The following is a 20,427-nucleotide window of genomic DNA, read 5'->3' as shown; positions in this document are numbered from 1 at the left end:
TAATCCTTAATTTATTCTTTTAATCCTCTTTGTTTATATAAATCCATCCCGTTTTAACCTCGCCTCCGTATAACTCTATAACATAATAATACGTACCATCAGGTAAAACTGAACCACCGTTAGACTGACCATGCCAATCATTAACATAACTCGACTTACTATAAACCTCCTTACCATATCGATTAAATATCTCAACCTTCTGAGCACTTAACTTCAAATAATCATTTAAACCATCTCCATTAGGACTTATACCTTTTTGGATAGTACATAGAACAACTTGAACTGTCATAGTTGTAGAAGCAGCACATTGTGTAGGATCATTTGGAGTAAATGTATAAACAAAAGAACCTGGTTGAGTAGTATCTACAGATGATGGAGTCCATGTTCCACTTATTCCATTATTAGAAATTAAATTTAAAGTAACAGGCTGTTCACCTACACAAATAGGTTCTATTTGAGTAAATACAGGCATTACATTATTATTAACTAAAACAGAAACTACAACTGGAGAAGCACATTGTCCTGCATCAGGTGTGAATGTGTAATTGAATGTACCTGCAGAGGTAGTTGAAATAACACTTGGATTCCAAGTACCTGTAATTCCATTATTAGAAGTTGTTGGTAAACTTGGTGGAGTTGCACCTATACATAAATCATTTATTGGAGTAAATGATGGCGTAATATTTGTGTCAACAGTAATATTCATTGTTGTACCTGTACCACATTCACCTGCATTTGGAGTAAAAGTGTAAGTAGATGTACCAGCAACTGATGTATTAATTGTTGCAGGGTTCCATGTACCGTTTATTCCGTTAGTAGAAGTTGTTGGTAATACAGGAGCAGTTGCATTTTGACAAATTGTTGGAATCTGTGTAAATGTTGCTGGTGTAGAAACATTTATGACTAAAGTCGCAGAACTAGTACCTGAATTTATACAGTTAGCTACATCGCCCGAATAAGTATAATCTACTTGATAGGTACCAGGTGTAGAATTAATTAAATCTATCTCTCCAGTAGAATTACTAACAAAAACTAATCCTGGATTTGTTGAACTAAATGTACCACCTGTATTAAACCCAGCATTTAATATAGTTGTTGGGTTTGTACCCGTAGATTGACATACTGGTGTTGTATAACTAAATCCTAATTCAGGATTAATAAATGGTACAGCATTTATTGTAAACGAAATTGGCGCTGAATAACAGTTATTTACAATATCATGTACAATTAAAGTGTGTGTTCCTGGTGTTAATCCGGTGAATATTGTACTTGATTGATAAGTACCATTGTCTACACTATATTCATAATTTGCAGTTTGCAATAAGTATTGACCTAAATTAGAATAATTCTCAGGATCTAAAGAAGTCCATTGAGTAGCATCCCAAGTTGGATTAGGTAATGGAGTTGCACTTGCTAATCTTCTGTAGGTATAACCTGCTTGTCCAGCTGGAGTAAAAATACTTCCATCAGTAGGACCCCACATATCAATTACAACATTAGCTGAAGTAGTTAATCTAATATTATCATTATTGTTTACACCAGAACAAGTTCCTAAAATTAAATCTGGTGTTATACCTGGAATATTAGCATCACTACTTAGTTTAATAACAAATGTATCATTATTTGCAATTGTTCCAGACAACACATTATCACATGTTGTTGTAGTTGCGCCATTATTATAAACTCTTAATTTATATCCTGATAAATTAACCGCTGCTCCAGTTCCATTATACAATTCAACATATGTTAATGATCCAGTATTTGCATCTGTTACTTCAGAAATAAATAAATTAGTCGGTATAGTTCCCGAAGAACCTACAGGTGACACAACTTCAATTGAACCAGTTTGTACAGCACATGTAGGCTGTGAAGTTATATTTATTACTGGAGTAGGGATATTAATAATATTTACATTAAATGCATCTTCAGAACTACATTGACCATTAGTTGCATAAACATAAATTGTTTGATTTGTAGAAATAACATCCCCAGCGTTTAATTGTGTACCCGTTGCACCAGAACCTGTATAATAATTTCCTACTGATAATGCCGGTAAAACATATGAATTACAACCATTAACATCTACTTGAGCTGGAATTACAGGTCCAGTAACAATAGTTATTGTAGTAGATGTAGTGTATTGCGGACATCCACCTTGTGCCGGTACTGTTAGAGTTACTGTATAAGTACCAGTTGCAGCTAATACAGGAGTAATTGCTCCAGTAATTGGATCTAAAGCGTTTTGTAATCCTACAGGTGTAGAAGAATAATAAGCTCCAGTTCCTGAATTTCCTGTTAATGTAATTTGATGAAGTTGATTATCTGTATTACAATAAGTTGGATTAGAATAAGCAATTGTAGCATTTGGTGTTGGTGTTACAATTACAGTTCTTGTACAAATTTGTGGCGGATTATCTGCTGGAGGTGCTAAGTTAGGTATAATTGTACTAGTTACAGTATAAGTACCTGGTAAACTTGCTAAAAAATTAATTTCTCCAGTAGTTGAATTGATATTTAATCCTGAAGGTGAAGCAGTATATGTACCAGCAGTTGCACCTGGAATTAAAGTTGGTGTTGTATTCGCAGCATTATTACAATAATAAAGTGACGAATAATTATAAGTTGGATAAGGATAACAGAAAACTTGTGCTGTATTTGAAGGGTTTGGAGTAATTGTTATAGTTCCCCCTTGATTAGCAAAGTTTGTAACCATTAATATATAAATTTGACCTTGTAAAGCATTTACAGTAAAGGTTTCTGTTGGAGCAGCAGAATAACTACATTGAATTGGTGATCCATTAGGAATTGCAATACATCCTGCATCCTTAGATGCAAATGGTCCCCATAAAGCATAATCAACGTCAATTCCTGTTCCACTACCGTTCACTTGGTTCATAGTATAACTTAATGTTCCGTTTTGAGCAGCTTCTAAAAAGAAGAAACTTGCATTCGGAGATGATCCTAAACAACCATAACTACCTAAATTAATTACATTTGTTGCATTCGGATAAGTAATTGATGATGAACACAATGAAACTGATTCCGGACATGGAACACTTCCTATACATAAATTAAAATTAATTGTATTAGCAGTTGATCCAGCTGTAAACACTCTAATATAATATGTTTGACCAATAATTAAATTATTTACAACATTTGTTGCACCTGTAAAACAATTCACTTGAGTCATTGCTGTACAAGTTCCTGTATATAAAGCAAAATTAACCGTGTTTCCTGCTGTCACATTCGACAAGCTCATAGTATGAGTTGATTTTGTAGCAACAAATTGGTACCAAACATCATTTGCTGTTGGTGTACATGCTGTTAAAGCAGGTACTGTTGATGGTGTTGAGCCACCTAAATTACCTGGGTTTAATATTGTACAATTTAAATCATCATTTACTATTGCAATAGTTGCGTTACTACAATTGTCATTTAAAGGCGTAGTGGTAAATGTAAATCCATCTGACCAAAAACTAGCATCTGTTGATGAACAAATTGCTCTTACATAGAATGTATATGTAGTTGATGGTGATAAACCATTTATTGTAAAAGGATTAGAAGTTGCAGGAATTCCTGATTGTCCATAAATTGGTAGGTTTGAACCAAAAGGAACTACAAAAACTTCCCATTGTGTTGCACTACCCGACTCTGTCCATGACAATTGTGCAGTCGAAGCAGTAACATTACTAACACTAAGCGTAACTGGTTTAGGACACGTAATTGGTGGTGTACAATATATGGTTGCATCCCATCCTGCTGCTGTTCCTGTTGCATTTGATGTAAATACAAAGGTTAAACATCCAGTTGCTGAAGTTGATGTAAATGATGGTGGTAATGTTGTTCCTGTATAAGTACCAACAATTGGAGAAGTAATTAAGTTACCATCTCTAATAACTAAGTTATCTCCAGCCGCAATATTGAATGAATTAAACACAACAGTTACAACATCTCCCACATTGTCTGGGCATATTGTTGTTACTGAATTGGCATTATTTGAATATGCTCCAGTAGCACCTCCTGTATCATAAAAATGATCTCCCGCACAGAAGTGTGGAGTAGTACAGAAATTATACGGACCCGTCCAATAACTCACGTTACCAGGACCACAAACCGCTCGAATATAAACATCATAACATGTAATTGAGTTTAATCCTGTTATTGTATATGGATTAGTCGTTACATTTATACCTGTAGATGAAGCATTTGGTGCTGGTGAACCTTGTGGTAGAGTAATCACTTCCCATTGTGTCTCAGTATTTCCAGCTGTCCATGATAAAACACCATAATTATATCCAATGATATTCGCAGCAACAGCTGTTGGCTTTGGACAAGCAATTAAATTCAACATTACATTGTCAATAGCCGCAGGTGTTTGCACTCCTGTTGCATTATTATTTCTCCACTCAAAAACCAAACGCATGGTACCTCCTGCAAAAGAAGAAATGTTTAGCGCATCATAAACCTGAGTAACCCATGTAGCGGAAGAAGAAAAATCTATTCCTACTTTTATTCTACCTGCTCCAGCTGTAATCTGTGTTCCTGGATTAGGAGTAAACGTGGTAGGAACCATCCATACTCTAAAATAATCATTCGCATTCTCTCCTATTGAACGCCAATCAAATTTTAACTCTCCTTGAATTGCTCCTGCTGGAATATTAAAATCTTTATAGGCATGAACTACTGAAGTTCCTGTAATATTATAATTGTTGGTCGCTCCATCTGTATCTGAAATATAAATGGAATGTGTACCACCATTAGCTACTGCTGTACCTAATGCCCATTTATTAGGCTGAGCAACATTTGTAGACGAAATATTTGCTAATGTCCAACCTGTAACCGTTTCAAATCCGTCTGAAAAGTTTAAGTTCGTTGCAACTTGTGGTAAAGTAAATGTAAATGGACCTGACCAAACACTAAAGTTACCATCATTACAATCCGCTCGTACATAATATTGATACACAACTCCAGAAACACCATTGTATGTCCAGCCTGTGTTAGTATTCACTGTTGTACCAGCACCTGTTGGAAGACCATAAGGAGCCATACCAACTGAAACTTGCCATGATGTAGCTCCTGATGGATTACCCCATGATAAATCTGCTGATGTAGTGGTAATATTTGTCGCTGTTAATGCACTAGGTTGTGTACAAAATACTTGTTGAATTGTTAAAGTATAACCCACGGTTTGTGATGTAGCTGATGACGAAACAATAATATAATACGTCGTTCCTGCTGTAACTGCAAATGGATTAATATTTCTAGGATTACTATTCGTATTGGCCACACCTGCTAAACATGTAGCGCCTGGTGTACCAGGACAAGCATTATAAACATGGATACTTGAATTGGCTCCTGCTGGTGTTAATGTTATAGCAATATTTCCAGAAACAGTCGGTGTATACGTATAAAACACATCATTCCCTTGCATATAATTCGTAGCACTACCACTACACGTTAAGGGTTGTAAAATATCATTAGTATCGCCAAAGTTAGACGTATTATTTGTTGTTGTATAAGGTAATGAACCCACTACAATTGGCGCCGCACAAGCCTGACCAGGAATGGTAGTAGTAAAAGTACCCGTGGCACTTGACCATTCACTTGGAAAACCTGAAGGACAAATAGCACGTACCTTAAATTTATATGCTGTACCTTGTGTTAAACCCGTAGAAACCGTATAAGGATTCGTGGTTACAGGTGTATAGTTAGGAACACCTGTAAATGCAACCGCTTGAGGCTGAACCTCAATCTCCCATTGTGTAGCACCCACAGGACCCGTCCAACCTAAAGTAGCAAACGTAGTACCAATATTAGTAGAAGTTAACGTCGCTGGTGCATTACACGCCTCAACAACATTAATATTATCAATCAACCATCTATCTCCATTCTCATTAGTACGAACAAAGGCTAAATAAACATTTTGACCCGCATAAGTACTTAACGACACTACTTTCTCCTCATACACATTAAAAGTAGTATTTAAAGTATTTTCTGTCCAAGTAGCCGTAGGTATTGTAGTAAATGCCGCTGTACCTGTCTGTGAAGTAGTAGAAATTCTAACAGAAAATGTACTTCCATCATCCCCAGCTAAAGTCGTCCTAGTATAAAAACGTAATTGACCATTGGCAGGAACTAAAAATTGTTGAGTAACCAAATATTCCTCAGCTGTAACACCAGCCGTACCTGTAACTCTTGTTAAAAAGGCAGAAGTACCTGTGCCTCCATAAGCTAATGCAGCACTCGATGTAGTATTCCAGTTAACCGTACCAACTCCGTTATCAAAGGTAGTCCAACCTGTTGGTGGAAACGTACCCGATTCAAAGTTCTGTGTTAACTGACCAAAACCTACATAAGAAAGCGCTAACATCAATAGTGTGAGTAGTTTTTTCATTATAATTTTTTTGTTTTTGATTATATAAATACTAACAAATGTACCAAGTTTATTTAAGCAAAACAAAAAACACGACGAAATAACGTTTTTATCGACGAAAAGCATAGGTGTTTCTGAGGTTTTGAGAATATTTCACTATTTTTGTGTTTATTTTAATATATGTTAGAAAAAGAAACACATAATTTTGAAAAAACTGTAATCGTTGGAATTGTAACACAACTTCAAGATGAAGACAAACTTAATGAATATCTTGATGAGTTAGAATTTTTAACTTATACTGCAGGTGGTGAAGTTGTAAAAAGGTTTACTCAAAAAATGGACAAACCTAATCCTAAAACATTTGTAGGAAGTGGTAAACTTGAAGAAATTAATTATTACATTAAAGATAATGAGGTTAAAACCGTAATTTTTGATGATGAATTAACTCCTGCTCAACAAAAAAATATTACAAGAGAATTAGATTGTAAAGTTTTGGACCGAACTAATCTTATTTTGGATATTTTTGCTCAAAGAGCAGAAACTTCGTACGCCAGAACTCAAGTAGAATTAGCTCAATGTCAATATTTACTACCACGATTAACCGGAATGTGGACACACTTAGAACGTCAACGCGGTGGTATTGGTATGCGTGGTCCTGGTGAAACAGAAATTGAAACGGACCGACGTATAGTTCGTGATCGTATTGCTTTATTAAAAGAAAAAATCAAAACAATTGACAAACAAATGGCTATTCAACGAAGTAATCGTGGTGCCATGGTACGCGTTGCTTTAGTAGGTTATACCAATGTAGGTAAATCTACTTTAATGAATGCTGTTGGGAAAAGCGAAGTGTTTGTAGAAAATAAATTATTTGCTACACTAGATACCACTGTAAGAAAAACGGTAATTAAAAATTTACCTTTTTTATTATCAGATACGGTTGGTTTCATTAGAAAACTTCCAACGCAATTAGTTGAATCTTTTAAAAGTACACTTGATGAAGTTCGTGAAGCCGATTTATTATTGCATGTAGTTGATATTTCTCATCCTGACTTTGAAGACCATATTGAATCTGTAAATCAGATTTTACAAGATATTAAGAGTGCCGACAAACCAACAATAATGGTATTCAATAAAATTGATGCTTACAGCTATGATAAAATAGATGAAACGGACATTACTATTGAAAAAACTACTAAAAACTTTTCACTAGAAGATTGGAAAAAAACTTGGATGAGTAAATTAGGAGATAAAAACACCTTATTTATTTCTGCTACTGAAAAAGCCAATTTTGAAGAATTTAGAGAAAAAGTCTATGAAGCTGTTCGAGAAATTCACATCACACGTTTTCCATACAACAAGTTTTTATATCCCGATTACAAAGAAGCGATCGAAAATGAATAAAAAATACCCGACCAAGTCGGGTATTTTTATTTTCTTTTATACAAAGGCACTGCCGAACAAGCTTCACCAAACATAACACTTTTTGCCACTTTAATTAACTTTTGAATGGCAATAGTGTAAACTTCTTGAGGTACTTGTTTCTTAGCACAGCCTTTTAAAATTAAAGGCTTATCAAAATAGTCTGTATAATCCAATTTGTTTAACACATCTTGATACCACTCAATGATTGCGTTTTCTTTTGAGCCTTGGACAACCTTTAACGCATAAGGCACTAAATGAACTGTTACCAACGTAAAAGCCCAAGCTGGTAAAATAGCATCTTCAGAGCAAAACAATGCAACATATTTGTCTTGATACACGGACCAATCCGTGTTTTTTAAATGGTCTCTAAACTCAGATTCTTTCAACACAAAACCTCCAAATAACCATTGAGAAATATCAATACTAGTTACGTGATTTTCCTCAGGATAATAATCTTCTAAATCGAAAACCATTAATTTACTGTTGGCAACTTTATTTACAATTTCGTCCATATTTAAGTCACAGTTATTAATCACAGTTTTCAGAAACACATGTAAAATTACAGATTACTGCAGCTGCAACTATTTACTAGTTTATAGCATTCCTAACTCTAATTTTGCTTCTTCACTCATTAAATCTTTGCTCCAAGGTGGATCAAAAGTGATTTCAACCTCACATGATTTCACTTCACCAATAGACTTAATTTTTTCTTCTACTTCTTGTGGTAATGTTTCTGCTACTGGACAATTTGGCGAAGTTAATGTCATTAAAATTTTAACTTCATTATCTTCATTAATCATTACATCATAAATCAATCCTAATTCATAAATATCAACTGGAATTTCAGGGTCAAAAATTGTTTTTAATACCCTTACAACATTTTCTCCTAAGTTGATTTCGTCTTTGTATTCTTCCATAATTATATTAAGGTCTAAAATATCCTTGTTAAATATTAATTGTTTTTTGTTTGAAATGCCAAAGCATACATTTTTATCTGTTTAATCATAGATACCAAACCATTGGCTCTAGTAGGTGATAAATGTTCTTTCAATCCAATTTCATCTACAAAATCTGTATTCGCTTCTAAAATAGCTGCTGGTGTTTGATTAGAAAAAGCTCTAATTAAAATAGCAATGATTCCTTTCGTTAAAATAGCATCACTGTCTGCAGTAAATTGAATTTTACCTTCATTTTCTTCTGCATGTACCCAAACTTTAGATTGACAACCTTTAATAATATTATCTTCGGTTTTATATTGTTCGTCAATTAAAGGCAGTGATTTTCCTAATTCAATGATGTATTCGTAGCGTTGCATCCAATCATCAAACATCGAAAACTCATCTACAATTTCGTTTTGTATTTCTTGTATTGTCATATTATTCTTTTGGTACTAAACTTAGTATTTTATTAATTAAAGCTTCCCCTTCTGCAGGAGGATGTCCATGGTCAAAACCAGCCGCTGGATAGGCAACTCCTTTGCTAAAAAAAGTAACATTAGCATGCGGCGCTCCATCATAATAGCGCATTTCTGTTGGCCATTTCCAATCCTTAACTTTAGTTAAATCAATTTTTTTAGTTAAAACAACAATGTCATTCCAATCTTTTTCTGAAAGCGTAATTTTAGTTTCATAATCTTTAAAATCTCTTTGTTTTGAAACATAAAGCATTTTATTTTCAACTTTAACAGATAAAAATAGGTTTCTAGCGCTCGCGGCGTATTCAACAACTGGAATTTCTTCCTGTATTTGATTCAAATTGGATATCGTTTGAGTGTTGTCTACTAATTTAGTTGTTTCTGAATTAGTTGTCGCTTTTTGACAATTGCAACTTGTAAATAAAAATACAAGACTGGCTAAATACGTTAAAGTTTTCATATGTGTAAAATTATATTTGTCATAGGTCCCATATGGTATCGCTTTTATTTATTGGTGTTTGCTTACGCAAACTTGTTGTATATGGCGATTTCATAGTAAACGGTTTTAAGACAACATTTGCTGTGCTTTTTTCACAGCTTCTACAAATATATCAATTTCTTCTTTGGTATTATAAAAAGCGAAACTAGCTCTAATAGTTCCAGGAATATTGAAATACTGCATAATCGGTTGCGCACAATGATGTCCGGTTCTTACCGCTATACCTAACTTATCTATAATTGTGCCAATATCGTAGGGATGTATACCGTCAATATTAAATGAAATAACGGAAGCCTTGTTTTCACTAGTTCCATAAATGGTTAAACCTTCTATTTCTTTTAATCTTTTTGTACCATACGCTAAAAGTTCATTTTCATAAGAAGCAATAGCATCAAAACCAATTGAATTCATATAATCAATAGCCGTGCCTAAAACGATTCCTCCTTCTATATTGGGCGTACCGGCTTCAAATTTATGAGGTAAATCGGCATACGTTGTTTTTTCAAATGTTACTTCAGCAATCATCTCTCCTCCTCCTTGATACGGTGGTAATTTACGCAACCATTCTTCTTTTCCATACAAAACTCCCACGCCTGTTGGACCACAAATTTTATGCCCCGAAAACACATAAAAATCACAATCGAGTGCTTGCACATCGGGTTTTAAATGTGGAGTCGCTTGTGCGCCATCAATTAAAACAGCTGCGCCTTTTTCGTGAGCTTTTTTAATGATATATTCAATAGGATTAATGGTACCTAAGGCATTAGAAATATGATTAACCGCAACAATTTTTGTTTTTTCAGAAAGTAAGTTATCGAATTCTGAAACAACTAATTCTCCTTTTTCATTCATGGGAATTACGACCAACTTCGCCCCTGTTTTTTCACATAAAAATTGCCAAGGCACAATGTTACTGTGGTGTTCTAAAGAAGAAATCATTACCTCATCACCTGATTTTATGATGCTTGCAAAACCATGGGCTACCAAATTGATTCCAAATGTAGTTCCTGATGTAAAAATAATTTCGTGATTGTATTTTGCGTTGATGTGATATTGAATCGTATTTCGCGCTATTTCATAAGCATCAGTGGCTAATTGACTCAAGGTATGTACGCCTCGGTGAATATTAGCGTTGTATTCTGAATAATATTTTTCAATCGCATCGATAACCACTTGTGGTTTTTGTGAAGTGGCTCCGTTATCAAAATACACTAATGGCTTGCCATTCACTTTTTGGGAAAGAATGGGAAAATCGGCTCTTATTTTTTGAATGTCTAACATAATCTTATTTAAAAAAAACCGCAATATATGCGGTCTATTTATTTACAAATCAAATCCCATATTAACTCCCAATTTATCAGCAATAATTCTACCGATTTTAGCTTTTAATTCGGGGATTTGAATACTAGAAGTTACTTCGTTTGTAAAAGCATACATCAATAATGCTTTAGCTTCTTTTTTAGGAATACCGCGTTGTTGCATGTAGAACATAGCGCTTTCATCTAATTGTCCGATTGTACAACCATGCGAACATTTTACATCATCTGCAAAAATTTCCAATTGGGGTTTTGCATTAATCGTTGCTTTTTCACTTATTAAAATGTTATTGTTTTGCTGAAAAGCGTCTGTTTTTTGTGCTTCTTTCTCTACGAAAATTTTTCCGTTGAAAACACCGGTCGCTTTATCGTCTAAAATACATTTATAATTTTGATGACTTTCACAATTAGGCTGTGCATGATGCACTAAAGTGTAATGATCCACATGTTGATTTTCGCCAATTATGGTAATGCCTTTTAACGTAGAATCGATGCGTTCACCTTGATGATAGAAATTCAAATTGTTTCTAGTGATGTTTCCACCAAAAGAGAAAGTATGCACGGCTACTCTACTTTCTTGTTTTTGGGCAATATAGGTGTTATCTACTAAATTAGCGGTAAGCACATCATTTTGAACTTTGTAATAATCAACAATGGCTCTTTTTTGAGCAAAAATTTCGGTTACTGAATTGGTTAAAACCGGATTACTATTTAAACTTTGATGACGTTCTACGATTTGCACGTGTGCATTTTCACCAACAATGATTAAATTTCTTGGTTGCACCATTAAAGCTGCTTCATTTCCAGTGGAGAAATAGATGATTTCAATTGGTTTTTCCACTACTTTACTTTTTGGTACATGGATGTACGCTCCTTCAAAAGCAAAAGCCGTGTTCAAAGTAGTTAAGGTTTCTTCTTTACTCGCAATTTGATTAAAATAGGTATCAATTACCATTTTATATTTTGGTTTGGTCAATGCAGAAGACAGCAAACAAACGTCTAATCCATCGTGCGTAGTAGATGACAAGAACGAACTGAATTTTCCATCAATAAATACAACTTTATACGTATCTACATCATGAAGAAAATACTTTTTAACATCTTTAAATTCAATGGCATTTTCATGCTTAGGAAACACACTAAAATCGTGCTTTAAAATTGCGTTTAAAGACGTGTATTTCCAAGCCTCTTCTTTTTTAGAAGGGAAACCTTTGGTTTCAAAATTTTTTATGGCTTGACTTCTTACTTCGTGTAATTCAGCGTTATCGTTGATTTTTTCTTCAAACGCCATGAAAGAAGCTACTAATTTATCTTTTAATTCCATTATAGTTGATGGTTAATGGTTGAGGGTTGATGGTTTCCAATAACTGACAACCAACAACAAACAACTTTTTATACTAACTCTGCCTTAATCCAATCGTATCCTTTTTCTTCTAACTCAAGGGCTAATTCTTTTGTACCCGATTTAACGATTTTTCCATCCATTAAAACATGAACAAAATCTGGAACAATATAATCTAACAAACGTTGGTAGTGTGTGATGACTAATACGGCGTTATTTTCATTTTTCAATTTATTCACACCGTTAGCTACAATTCGCAACGCATCGATGTCTAAACCTGAATCGGTTTCGTCCAAAATAGCAATTTTTGGTTCTAACATAGCCATTTGGAAAATCTCGTTACGTTTCTTTTCTCCTCCCGAAAATCCTTCGTTTAACGAACGCGATAAAAATTTACGATCCATTTCTAATAATTCCGATTTTTCACGAATTAATTTCAACATTTCGTTCGCAGGCATTTCTTCCTGACCGTTTGCTTTACGCTTTTCGTTGATGGCTGTTTTAATGAAATTGGTTACCGAAACACCAGGAATTTCTACTGGATATTGAAACGACAAGAAAACACCTTTATGCGCTCTTTCTTCAGGAGCTAATTCAGATAAATCTTCTCCGTCCAAAATGATTTCTCCTTCGGTTACTTCATAATTTTCATTTCCAGCAATAATAGAAGATAACGTTGATTTTCCAGCTCCGTTAGGACCCATAATCGCGTGTACTTCTCCTGCTTTAATTTCAAGGTTAATTCCTTTTAATATGTCTTTGTCTTCAACAGACGCGTGTAAATTTTTAATCTGTAACATTTTATTGAGTTTCAGGTTTAAAGTTTCAAGATTATGAAATGTTGTTCTTGAAACATTTATATTTAATTATTTTAAATTCTATTATAATTATTTAAAGTTCAGGTATAACTTGAAACCTGAAACTTAAAACAAAACTATCCTACGGAACCTTCTAACGAAATTTCCAATAATTTCTGAGCTTCCACGGCAAATTCCATCGGTAATTTGTTCAATACTTCTTTACTGAAGCCATTAACAATTAATGCAATCGCTTTTTCGGTTGGAATTCCTCTTTGATTACAATAAAACACTTGATCTTCTCCAATTTTTGAAGTCGTAGCTTCGTGTTCAATTTTTGCCGAAGCATTTTTACTTTCGATATAGGGAAAAGTATGTGCACCGCAATTATTTCCCATTAAAAGCGAATCACATTGTGAAAAATTACGTGCATTTTCAGCTCTTGCACCAATTTGCACCAAACCTCTGTAACTGTTTTGTGATTTACCTGCAGAAATTCCTTTAGATATAATCGTTGATTTGGTGTTTTTCCCCAAATGAATCATCTTCGTTCCGGTGTCCGCTTGTTGGAAATTATTGGTAACAGCAATGGAATAAAACTCACCAATAGAATTGTCTCCTTTCAATACACACGAAGGATATTTCCAGGTTACGGCAGAACCCGTTTCTACTTGCGTCCAAGAAATTTTGGCATTTTTCTCGCACAAACCTCTTTTGGTAACGAAGTTGTAAACACCACCTTTACCTTCTTTATTTCCAGGATACCAGTTTTGAACGGTTGAATATTTAATTTCGGCATCGTCCATGGCAATTAATTCCACTACCGCAGCATGTAATTGATTTTCATCGCGACTCGGAGCTGTACATCCTTCTAGATAGGAAACATAACTTCCTTCATCCGCAATTACCAATGTTCTTTCAAACTGACCTGTTCCGCCTTGATTGATTCGGAAATATGTTGACAATTCCATCGGACATTTTACCCCTTTTGGAATGTAACAAAAACTTCCATCTGAAAAAACAGCTGAATTTAAAGCGGCATAAAAGTTATCCGTTGTAGGTACAACAGAACCTAAGTATTTTTGAACCAATTCTGGATGCTCTTTTATCGCTTCAGAAATACTCATAAAAATAATACCTTTTTCTGCCAACGTTTTCTTAAATGTAGTGGCTACAGATACAGAATCTACCACAATGTCTATCGCCACATTATTCATCATTTTTTGCTCATCTACAGAAATTCCTAGCTTTTTATACATGGCTAGCAACTCTGGATCAACATCATCCAATGTTTTATTAGGATCCGCTTTTTTAGGCGCTGAATAATAGGAAATAGCTTGGAAATCAGGTTTTTCATAATTCACATTGGCCCATTCTGGTTCTTCCATTGTTTGCCAAATGCGAAAAGCTTCTAAACGCCATTCCGTCATCCATTCTGGTTCTTCTTTCTTTTTAGAAATTGCACGAATAATCTCTTCATTTAAACCAGCAGGAAACGTTTCCGATTCTAAATTGGTGTAAAATCCGTATTCGTATTCTTTATTTTCTAATTCAACTTTTAAGTCGTCTTCTGTGTATTTGCTCATGTTTTTTATTTAAAAAATCTAAAAAATCTAAAAAACCAAAATATTTCGTTATGCCATTTTATTTTGCTTTTCCAAATTTTTCAAATATTTAATATAATTACCTAATTGTTTTGAAATCTCTAAAACGTCATTTCTATGGTCGTAGAAGTTTACTTCATTTATATATTCTAGCAATTGTAAAAAATTAAACATATTTCTACATTCACCAGCAGAACCTTTAGAAATGTACAAAATCTAATAAATTCTTTTTTTGTTTCTCTTTCAAATCCTTCAGCAATATCATTAGAAATAGATAAAGCTGTTCTTTGTAATTGATCTTTTAATCCATAATCTTTGACAATTTTATCATTTGTCAAGGTAAGTTTATAAACTTTTACTCCAAATTGAAGTGCTTTTTGACAAACTTCCATTTCTTCAAACGAATTGTACTTTGCCATTTTAGGTTTATTAATTATCCCTTTTTAGATTTTTTGGATTCGTTTATAACGAAAAAGATTCTCCACATCCGCACGTTCTTTGTGCGTTTGGATTATTAAAAACAAATCCTTTCCCGTTTAAACCGCCTGAAAACTCTAATGTTGTTCCAATTAAATACAAGAAACTCTTCTTGTCGCATAAAATTTTCATGCCATTATCTTCAATCAATTTATCGTCTTCGTTTTGTTTGTTATCGAATTTTAATTCATAAGATAACCCGCTACATCCTCCACTTTTAACCCCTACACGAATGAAGTCGTTTGTTGGATTAAAACCATCTTCTGTCATTAAATCAATGGCTTTTTTCTTTGCACTGTCTGAAACTTTTATCATAACCAATGTATTTTTTGTTTGTATAACTTAGATTCGTCTAAAATGAACTTTCTATTAATTATCTTATTTTGATTTTGTCTAAATTAACAGCAAAGGTACAACATAAAATGTATTTTTACATAATCCTCTATATTTTAATAAATAATCATTTGATAGATTTTTTTTATTTGACTTAAAAAAGATTATATATTGCAGTTTATTAAATAATTAACTTCGTATGGAACAAAACACTACAACAAACAAAAACTATTCACTTGATTTTCAAGGAAAAGGAGAAACTTATTTTGGAATTATCATTATTAACTGGTTGTTAACCATCATCACTTTAGGTTTCTATTATCCTTGGGCTAAAGAAAAAAAATTAAAATATTTATATGGAGAAACTACTTTAAACAATTCGCCATTTGAATTTCATGGAACAGGAAAAGAAATGTTTATTGGTTTTATAAAAGCTCTTGGAATTTTTGTCCTTCTATATGGTGTCTTGTTCCTATTTTTATCTCTTAATATGCTCGTAGTTGGCCTTCTCTTATTTTATGTTGGTTTTCTAGTTATACTACCAATAGCTATTCATGGTTCATACAAATATCGTATGTCTAGAACATCATGGAGAGGTATTCGTTTTGGATATAGAGGAGACAGAAATGAATTAATTAAAAAATTCATTATTGATTTGCTTTTAACTTTTATTACATTAGGAATATATGGCTCTTGGTTTGTTATAAACTTAAGAAAATACATAATTGGTAATATCAGATTTGGTGATATTAAAATGGAATATAAAGGTGATGGTGCTGATTATTTCGTTATGAATTTAAAAGGATACTTTCTAACTATATTTACAATCGGTATTTATTTTTTCTGGTGGCAAAAAGATATTTTTGAATATTATGTAAATTATACAAGATTATACAAAAATGATGAGTCTATTCACTTTAAATCAACTGCAAAAGGTCTAGATATTTTAGTTTTATCATTAGTAAACTTTTTAATCTTAGTATTTACTTTAGGTATAGGTTATGCTTGGGTTGAAATGAGAACAATCAAGTTTTTTATCTCAAACATTGAATTAAAAGGTGATATTGATTTAGATGCAATTATACAAACAGAAACTGCTTATAAAGACGCAACTGGAGAAGATATTGGAGATGCATTAGACATGGATTTCGTATTTTAAACTATGACAAGAAAAACACAGGCTATTTATTTTGATGGGGTATCTTCAACACCCTATCAAATTGAATTACATTTAGATAAACATAAAAATTGTTTATATTTTGAAAGAAAACCTTCTTTATGGACAAATTGGTCTATAAAAGAAGTGGAAATCATTTACAAAACCAATAAATCAACGTTAGTTCAACTAAAAGGAGACACAGCTGAAAGTATTCATTTTAATAATGAAAACTTTAAAAATGAACTTATTACTCATTTAAGTAACACTAATCAAGAATATTGGTATTATAAGTTGTTAAATTATAGTTTCAAAACTCATATCATAATTGCATTGTGCATATTATTTTCAATAATGCTTGGTTACATTTACTTTATTCCTTGGTTAGGTGAAAAAGCGGTTCATATAATACCTGAAGAGTACGACATCCAACTTGGAAACACGCTATACAACCAAACTATTGCTAAAGAAAAAGTTGTAAATGATAAAACAAAAATTTTAAATAATTTTTCAAAAAATCTAAACCTGAATAATACTAAAAAACTCAATTTTACGGTAGTTGAATCAGATATAGTTAATGCATTTGCTCTTCCAGATGGAAATATAGTCATTTATACAGGAATCATTGATAAAATGGATAATTATCAAGAGCTGGTTGCACTAATAGGACACGAATCTGCTCACATCAATCACCGTCATACCATGAAATTAATGTGTAGAGATTTATCTGGATATTTTTTTATTTCTACAATTTTGGGTGATGTAAATGGTATAATGGCTGTGCTTGGTGAACACGCAAACAGTTTACAATCTCTTTCTTTTTCAAGAGAATTTGAAAAACAATCAGATGAAGAAGGTTTAAAGATAATGATTAAAAACAATGTAAACCCAAAAGGGATGTTAGACTTGTTTAAAAGATTAGAAGAATCCGAGAGAGAAATTAATTTGTCGGTACCCGAATTTTTAAGTTCACACCCAATTACGACAGAAAGAATAAAAAAAGTGTCGGATTTTCTAAAAAAAGACAAAACGCATTATAAAGAAAATCAACAACTTAAAGGGTTATTTGAAGAACTTAAAAAATAAACAAATCATTATTATTGCTTCTTTTTTTATACCTTTAAACAAAAAATTATGAAAATACATGCTATTGAAGCCGGGAATTTTAAACTAGATGGAGGTGCCATGTTTGGCGTAGTACCAAAAACTATTTGGAGCAAAACCAATCCGGCGGATGCCAATAATTTAATAGATATTGCAGCTCGTTGCTTATTAATTGAAGAGGGTAACCGACTCATTTTAATTGACACAGGAATGGGTAATAAACAATCCGATAAGTTTTTTAGTTATTACTCGCTTTGGGGCGATCATTCTCTGGATGCCTCTTTACAAAAAGCAGGTTTTCATAGAGACGACATCACGGATGTTTTTATGACACACTTGCATTTCGACCATTGTGGAGGAAGTGTCAATTGGAACAAAGATAAAACTGGATATGAAGTAGCTTTCAAAAACGCCACTTTTTGGACCAATGAAAATCATTGGGAATGGGCTACAAAGCCTAACCCAAGAGAAAAAGCTTCTTTTTTACTTGAAAATTTAATTCCGATGCAAGAAAGTGGGCAATTAAAATTCATCAACAGACCAGATAGCGATTTCGGTTTTTCAAACGAACTTGGTTTTGATATTTTATATGTAGACGGACATACCGAAAAACAAATGTTACCGCATATTCAATACAAAGGAAAAACAATTGTTTTTTGTGCCGATTTATTAGCTACGGCCGGACATGTGCCTATTCCTTATGTAATGGGATATGACACGCGTCCACTTTTAACCATGAATGAAAAAACCAAATTCATGAATGAAGCTGCTGACCAAAATTATTTATTATGGTTGGAACACGATGCACACAACCCTATTGTAACTGTTGAAAAAACAGAAAAAGGCGTACGATTAAAAGAAACGTTGTCTTTGAACGATGTGTTATAAAAATTTGTTAAAAACCAAATTAAATGTAACAATCAACAACATCTAACTTCTAATTTAAAAATTAAGACCTTAAAAATGAAAAAATTATTTAGACCTTATTATTTATCTGTTGCTTTTGCATTAGCGCTTGCAAGCTGTGGACCTGCAAAAGTAATTCCAACTCCTGTTGAAAATATTGACAAAATGCCTTTGAAAACCACTCCCTTAAAAGAGAAAGATTTACAAAGATGGAGTCATTTGGATTTAGTAAAAGACACTGTTCCTGGAATGAGTGTGGATAAAGCGTATGCTGAACTATTAAAAGGTAAAAAAGGACAAAAAGTTATAGTAGGAATTGTTGATTCTGGAGTAGATATTAACCATGAAGATTTAAAGGCAGTTATTTGGACGAATCCAAAAGAAATTGCAGGGAACAATATTGACGACGATAAAAACGGGTATGTTGATGATATTCATGGATGGAATTTCCTTGGAAATGCGGTGCATGAACAATTAGAATTAACTCGTATAGTTAAAAAAGGCCCTGGAACACCAGATTATGACAAAGCTAAAGCGGAATTAGAAAAACAAATTCAAGATTTACAAGGCAATAAACAACAATTGGATTTTATCCTGAAAGCTGAAAAAACAATTAAAGATCATTTAAAGAAAGATAACTTTACTTTAGAAGAAGTAAAAGCAATTCAATCAGATGATACAAATGTAAAACAAGCGAAAGCAATGTTTACTCAAATTTTATCAGGAACTTCTAAAGCAGATTTTGACAAAGAAATTGTTGAATTTAAAGATTATGTTTATGGGCAATTAGACTATAATCTTAATGTTAATTTTGACGGAAGAAAAGTAGTTGGAGATAATCCTGACGACTTGAAAGACACTAAATACGGAAATAATAATGTAGTAGGTCCGGAACCTAAAGAAGCAAAACACGGCACACACGTAGCGGGAATTGTGGCTCAAGTAAGAGGAAACAAACTTGGCGGCGATGGTGTTACCAACAATGCGCAAATTATGGCGGTAAGAGCTGTTCCTAATGGAGATGAGTATGATAAAGACATTGCGTTAGGAATTCGATATGCAGTAGATAATGGTGCAAAAGTAATTAACGGATCTTTTGGTAAGTATTTTTCTCAACATAAAGAATGGGTAATTGAGGCTATCAAATATGCGGAGTCTAAAGATGTGTTGGTAGTTATTGCGGCTGGAAATGAATCATATGATTTAGATGTTACCAACAAATACCCGAACGACACTTATGATGGAAGTCCTGAATTTGCATCAAATGTGTTAATCATTGGTGCTTTAGCTCCAAATTATGGTTCAAAAATGATTGCTGGTTTCTCTAACTATGGAAAAAACAATGTAGACATTTACGCACCAGGAGAAAAAATCTACGCTACTACACCGCTAAATACCTATGAATATTTACAAGGTACATCGATGGCTTCTCCTAATGTAGCTGGTGTTGCCACATTAATTCGTTCATACTATCCTAGTTTAACCGCGAAGCAAGTAAAACAAATTATTATGGAAAGTGGTACGTCCTTAACCAATACAGTAACTGTTGGGGAAGACAAACACAAAGTGAATTTCAAAGACGCTTCAAAATCTGGAAAAATTGTAAATGCATATAATGCGTTACTTTTAGCAGAGAAAATGGCTAAAAAATAAAAATTAGTTTAGAAATAGTTAAAAAACC

15 protein-coding genes and 1 pseudogene are annotated in these 20,427 nt (G+C 33.3%); 5 read left to right on the top strand and 11 right to left on the bottom strand.

Features of this window, described 5'->3' with window-relative positions:
* Nucleotides 1-19: 19 nt before the first annotated feature.
* Nucleotides 20-6,394, bottom strand: a complete 6,375-nt coding sequence (locus tag KQS_RS00225) for a T9SS C-terminal target domain-containing protein (protein WP_014387203.1) — start codon at nt 6,392-6,394, stop codon at nt 20-22.
* Nucleotides 6,395-6,553: 159 nt separating this feature from the next.
* On the opposite strand from KQS_RS00225, the gene hflX reads away from it, so the two are divergent.
* Entirely contained in the window at nt 6,554-7,777 is a 1,224-nt protein-coding gene (gene hflX / locus KQS_RS00220; protein ID WP_014387202.1) for a GTPase HflX, read from the top strand.
* 26 nt (nt 7,778-7,803) lie between these two features.
* On the opposite strand, the gene KQS_RS00215 is transcribed toward hflX, so the two are convergent.
* The 10 genes and pseudogenes from KQS_RS00215 to KQS_RS00170 form a co-directional block, all read right to left on the bottom strand.
* Entirely contained in the window at nt 7,804-8,310 is a 507-nt protein-coding gene (locus tag KQS_RS00215; protein WP_014387201.1) for a DUF2480 family protein, read from the bottom strand.
* A gap of 81 nt (nt 8,311-8,391) precedes the next feature.
* On the bottom strand, nt 8,392-8,715 hold the full coding sequence (locus tag KQS_RS00210) for an SUF system Fe-S cluster assembly protein (protein WP_014387200.1): 324 nt from the start codon (nt 8,713-8,715) through the stop codon (nt 8,392-8,394).
* Nucleotides 8,716-8,750: 35 nt separating this feature from the next.
* Nucleotides 8,751-9,173: a SufE family protein gene (locus tag KQS_RS00205; RefSeq protein WP_014387199.1), complete on the bottom strand. Its 423-nt coding sequence runs from the start codon at nt 9,171-9,173 to the stop codon at nt 8,751-8,753.
* A gap of 1 nt (nt 9,174) precedes the next feature.
* The gene (locus KQS_RS00200; protein WP_014387198.1) at nt 9,175-9,672 is read right to left on the bottom strand and encodes a hypothetical protein; all 498 of its coding nucleotides are present in this window, start codon (nt 9,670-9,672) and stop codon (nt 9,175-9,177) included.
* A gap of 105 nt (nt 9,673-9,777) precedes the next feature.
* Nucleotides 9,778-10,992: an aminotransferase class V-fold PLP-dependent enzyme gene (locus tag KQS_RS00195; protein WP_014387197.1), complete on the bottom strand. Its 1,215-nt coding sequence runs from the start codon at nt 10,990-10,992 to the stop codon at nt 9,778-9,780.
* Nucleotides 10,993-11,034: 42 nt separating this feature from the next.
* Nucleotides 11,035-12,351, bottom strand: coding sequence for a Fe-S cluster assembly protein SufD (gene sufD, locus KQS_RS00190; RefSeq protein ID WP_014387196.1), 1,317 nt, complete (start codon nt 12,349-12,351; stop codon nt 11,035-11,037).
* Between the two features lie 68 nt (nt 12,352-12,419).
* Nucleotides 12,420-13,169: a Fe-S cluster assembly ATPase SufC gene (gene sufC / locus KQS_RS00185; protein WP_014387195.1), complete on the bottom strand. Its 750-nt coding sequence runs from the start codon at nt 13,167-13,169 to the stop codon at nt 12,420-12,422.
* A gap of 134 nt (nt 13,170-13,303) precedes the next feature.
* Nucleotides 13,304-14,752: a Fe-S cluster assembly protein SufB gene (sufB, locus tag KQS_RS00180; protein ID WP_014387194.1), complete on the bottom strand. Its 1,449-nt coding sequence runs from the start codon at nt 14,750-14,752 to the stop codon at nt 13,304-13,306.
* Nucleotides 14,753-14,800: 48 nt separating this feature from the next.
* Nucleotides 14,801-15,162 (bottom strand): annotated as a pseudogene (locus KQS_RS14135) (four helix bundle protein).
* A gap of 70 nt (nt 15,163-15,232) precedes the next feature.
* Nucleotides 15,233-15,562: a HesB/IscA family protein gene (locus tag KQS_RS00170; RefSeq protein ID WP_014387193.1), complete on the bottom strand. Its 330-nt coding sequence runs from the start codon at nt 15,560-15,562 to the stop codon at nt 15,233-15,235.
* Between the two features lie 217 nt (nt 15,563-15,779).
* On the opposite strand from KQS_RS00170, the gene KQS_RS00165 reads away from it, so the two are divergent.
* The 4 genes from KQS_RS00165 to KQS_RS00150 all read left to right on the top strand — a co-directional run bounded on the left by KQS_RS00165 (nt 15,780) and on the right by KQS_RS00150 (nt 20,399).
* Entirely contained in the window at nt 15,780-16,739 is a 960-nt protein-coding gene (locus tag KQS_RS00165) for a YjgN family protein (RefSeq protein WP_014387192.1), read from the top strand.
* Nucleotides 16,740-16,742: 3 nt separating this feature from the next.
* Nucleotides 16,743-17,822 carry a M48 family metallopeptidase gene (locus KQS_RS00160; protein ID WP_014387191.1) on the top strand — a complete coding sequence of 360 codons (1,080 nt, stop codon included), beginning with the start codon at nt 16,743-16,745 and terminating at the stop codon, nt 17,820-17,822.
* A gap of 48 nt (nt 17,823-17,870) precedes the next feature.
* Nucleotides 17,871-18,728: an MBL fold metallo-hydrolase gene (locus KQS_RS00155; RefSeq protein WP_014387190.1), complete on the top strand. Its 858-nt coding sequence runs from the start codon at nt 17,871-17,873 to the stop codon at nt 18,726-18,728.
* A 75-nt stretch (nt 18,729-18,803) separates the two neighbouring features.
* Nucleotides 18,804-20,399, top strand: a complete 1,596-nt coding sequence (locus KQS_RS00150) for a S8 family serine peptidase (RefSeq protein ID WP_014387189.1) — start codon at nt 18,804-18,806, stop codon at nt 20,397-20,399.
* Nucleotides 20,400-20,427: the final 28 nt, after the last annotated feature.

This window comes from Flavobacterium indicum GPTSA100-9 = DSM 17447 (genome assembly GCF_000455605.1).
In the GTDB taxonomy this organism is placed as follows: Bacteria; Bacteroidota; Bacteroidia; order Flavobacteriales; family Flavobacteriaceae; genus Flavobacterium; species Flavobacterium indicum.
This window is presented reverse-complemented; position numbering and strand designations above follow the sequence as displayed.

Excerpts from the sequence above, each read along its gene's own strand:
- KQS_RS00225 (WP_014387203.1), bottom strand. The coding sequence starts at position 6,394 with ATGAAAAAACTACTCACACTATTGATGTTAGCGCTTTCTTATGTAGGT.
- hflX (WP_014387202.1), top strand. The coding sequence starts at position 6,554 with ATGTTAGAAAAAGAAACACATAATTTTGAAAAAACTGTAATCGTTGGA.
- KQS_RS00215 (WP_014387201.1), bottom strand. The coding sequence starts at position 8,310 with ATGGACGAAATTGTAAATAAAGTTGCCAACAGTAAATTAATGGTTTTC.
- KQS_RS00210 (WP_014387200.1), bottom strand. The coding sequence starts at position 8,715 with ATGGAAGAATACAAAGACGAAATCAACTTAGGAGAAAATGTTGTAAGG.
- KQS_RS00205 (WP_014387199.1), bottom strand. The coding sequence starts at position 9,173 with ATGACAATACAAGAAATACAAAACGAAATTGTAGATGAGTTTTCGATG.
- KQS_RS00200 (WP_014387198.1), bottom strand. The coding sequence starts at position 9,672 with ATGAAAACTTTAACGTATTTAGCCAGTCTTGTATTTTTATTTACAAGT.
- KQS_RS00195 (WP_014387197.1), bottom strand. The coding sequence starts at position 10,992 with ATGTTAGACATTCAAAAAATAAGAGCCGATTTTCCCATTCTTTCCCAA.
- sufD (WP_014387196.1), bottom strand. The coding sequence starts at position 12,351 with ATGGAATTAAAAGATAAATTAGTAGCTTCTTTCATGGCGTTTGAAGAA.
- sufC (WP_014387195.1), bottom strand. The coding sequence starts at position 13,169 with ATGTTACAGATTAAAAATTTACACGCGTCTGTTGAAGACAAAGACATA.
- sufB (WP_014387194.1), bottom strand. The coding sequence starts at position 14,752 with ATGAGCAAATACACAGAAGACGACTTAAAAGTTGAATTAGAAAATAAA.
- KQS_RS00170 (WP_014387193.1), bottom strand. The coding sequence starts at position 15,562 with ATGATAAAAGTTTCAGACAGTGCAAAGAAAAAAGCCATTGATTTAATG.
- KQS_RS00165 (WP_014387192.1), top strand. The coding sequence starts at position 15,780 with ATGGAACAAAACACTACAACAAACAAAAACTATTCACTTGATTTTCAA.
- KQS_RS00160 (WP_014387191.1), top strand. The coding sequence starts at position 16,743 with ATGACAAGAAAAACACAGGCTATTTATTTTGATGGGGTATCTTCAACA.
- KQS_RS00155 (WP_014387190.1), top strand. The coding sequence starts at position 17,871 with ATGAAAATACATGCTATTGAAGCCGGGAATTTTAAACTAGATGGAGGT.
- KQS_RS00150 (WP_014387189.1), top strand. The coding sequence starts at position 18,804 with ATGAAAAAATTATTTAGACCTTATTATTTATCTGTTGCTTTTGCATTA.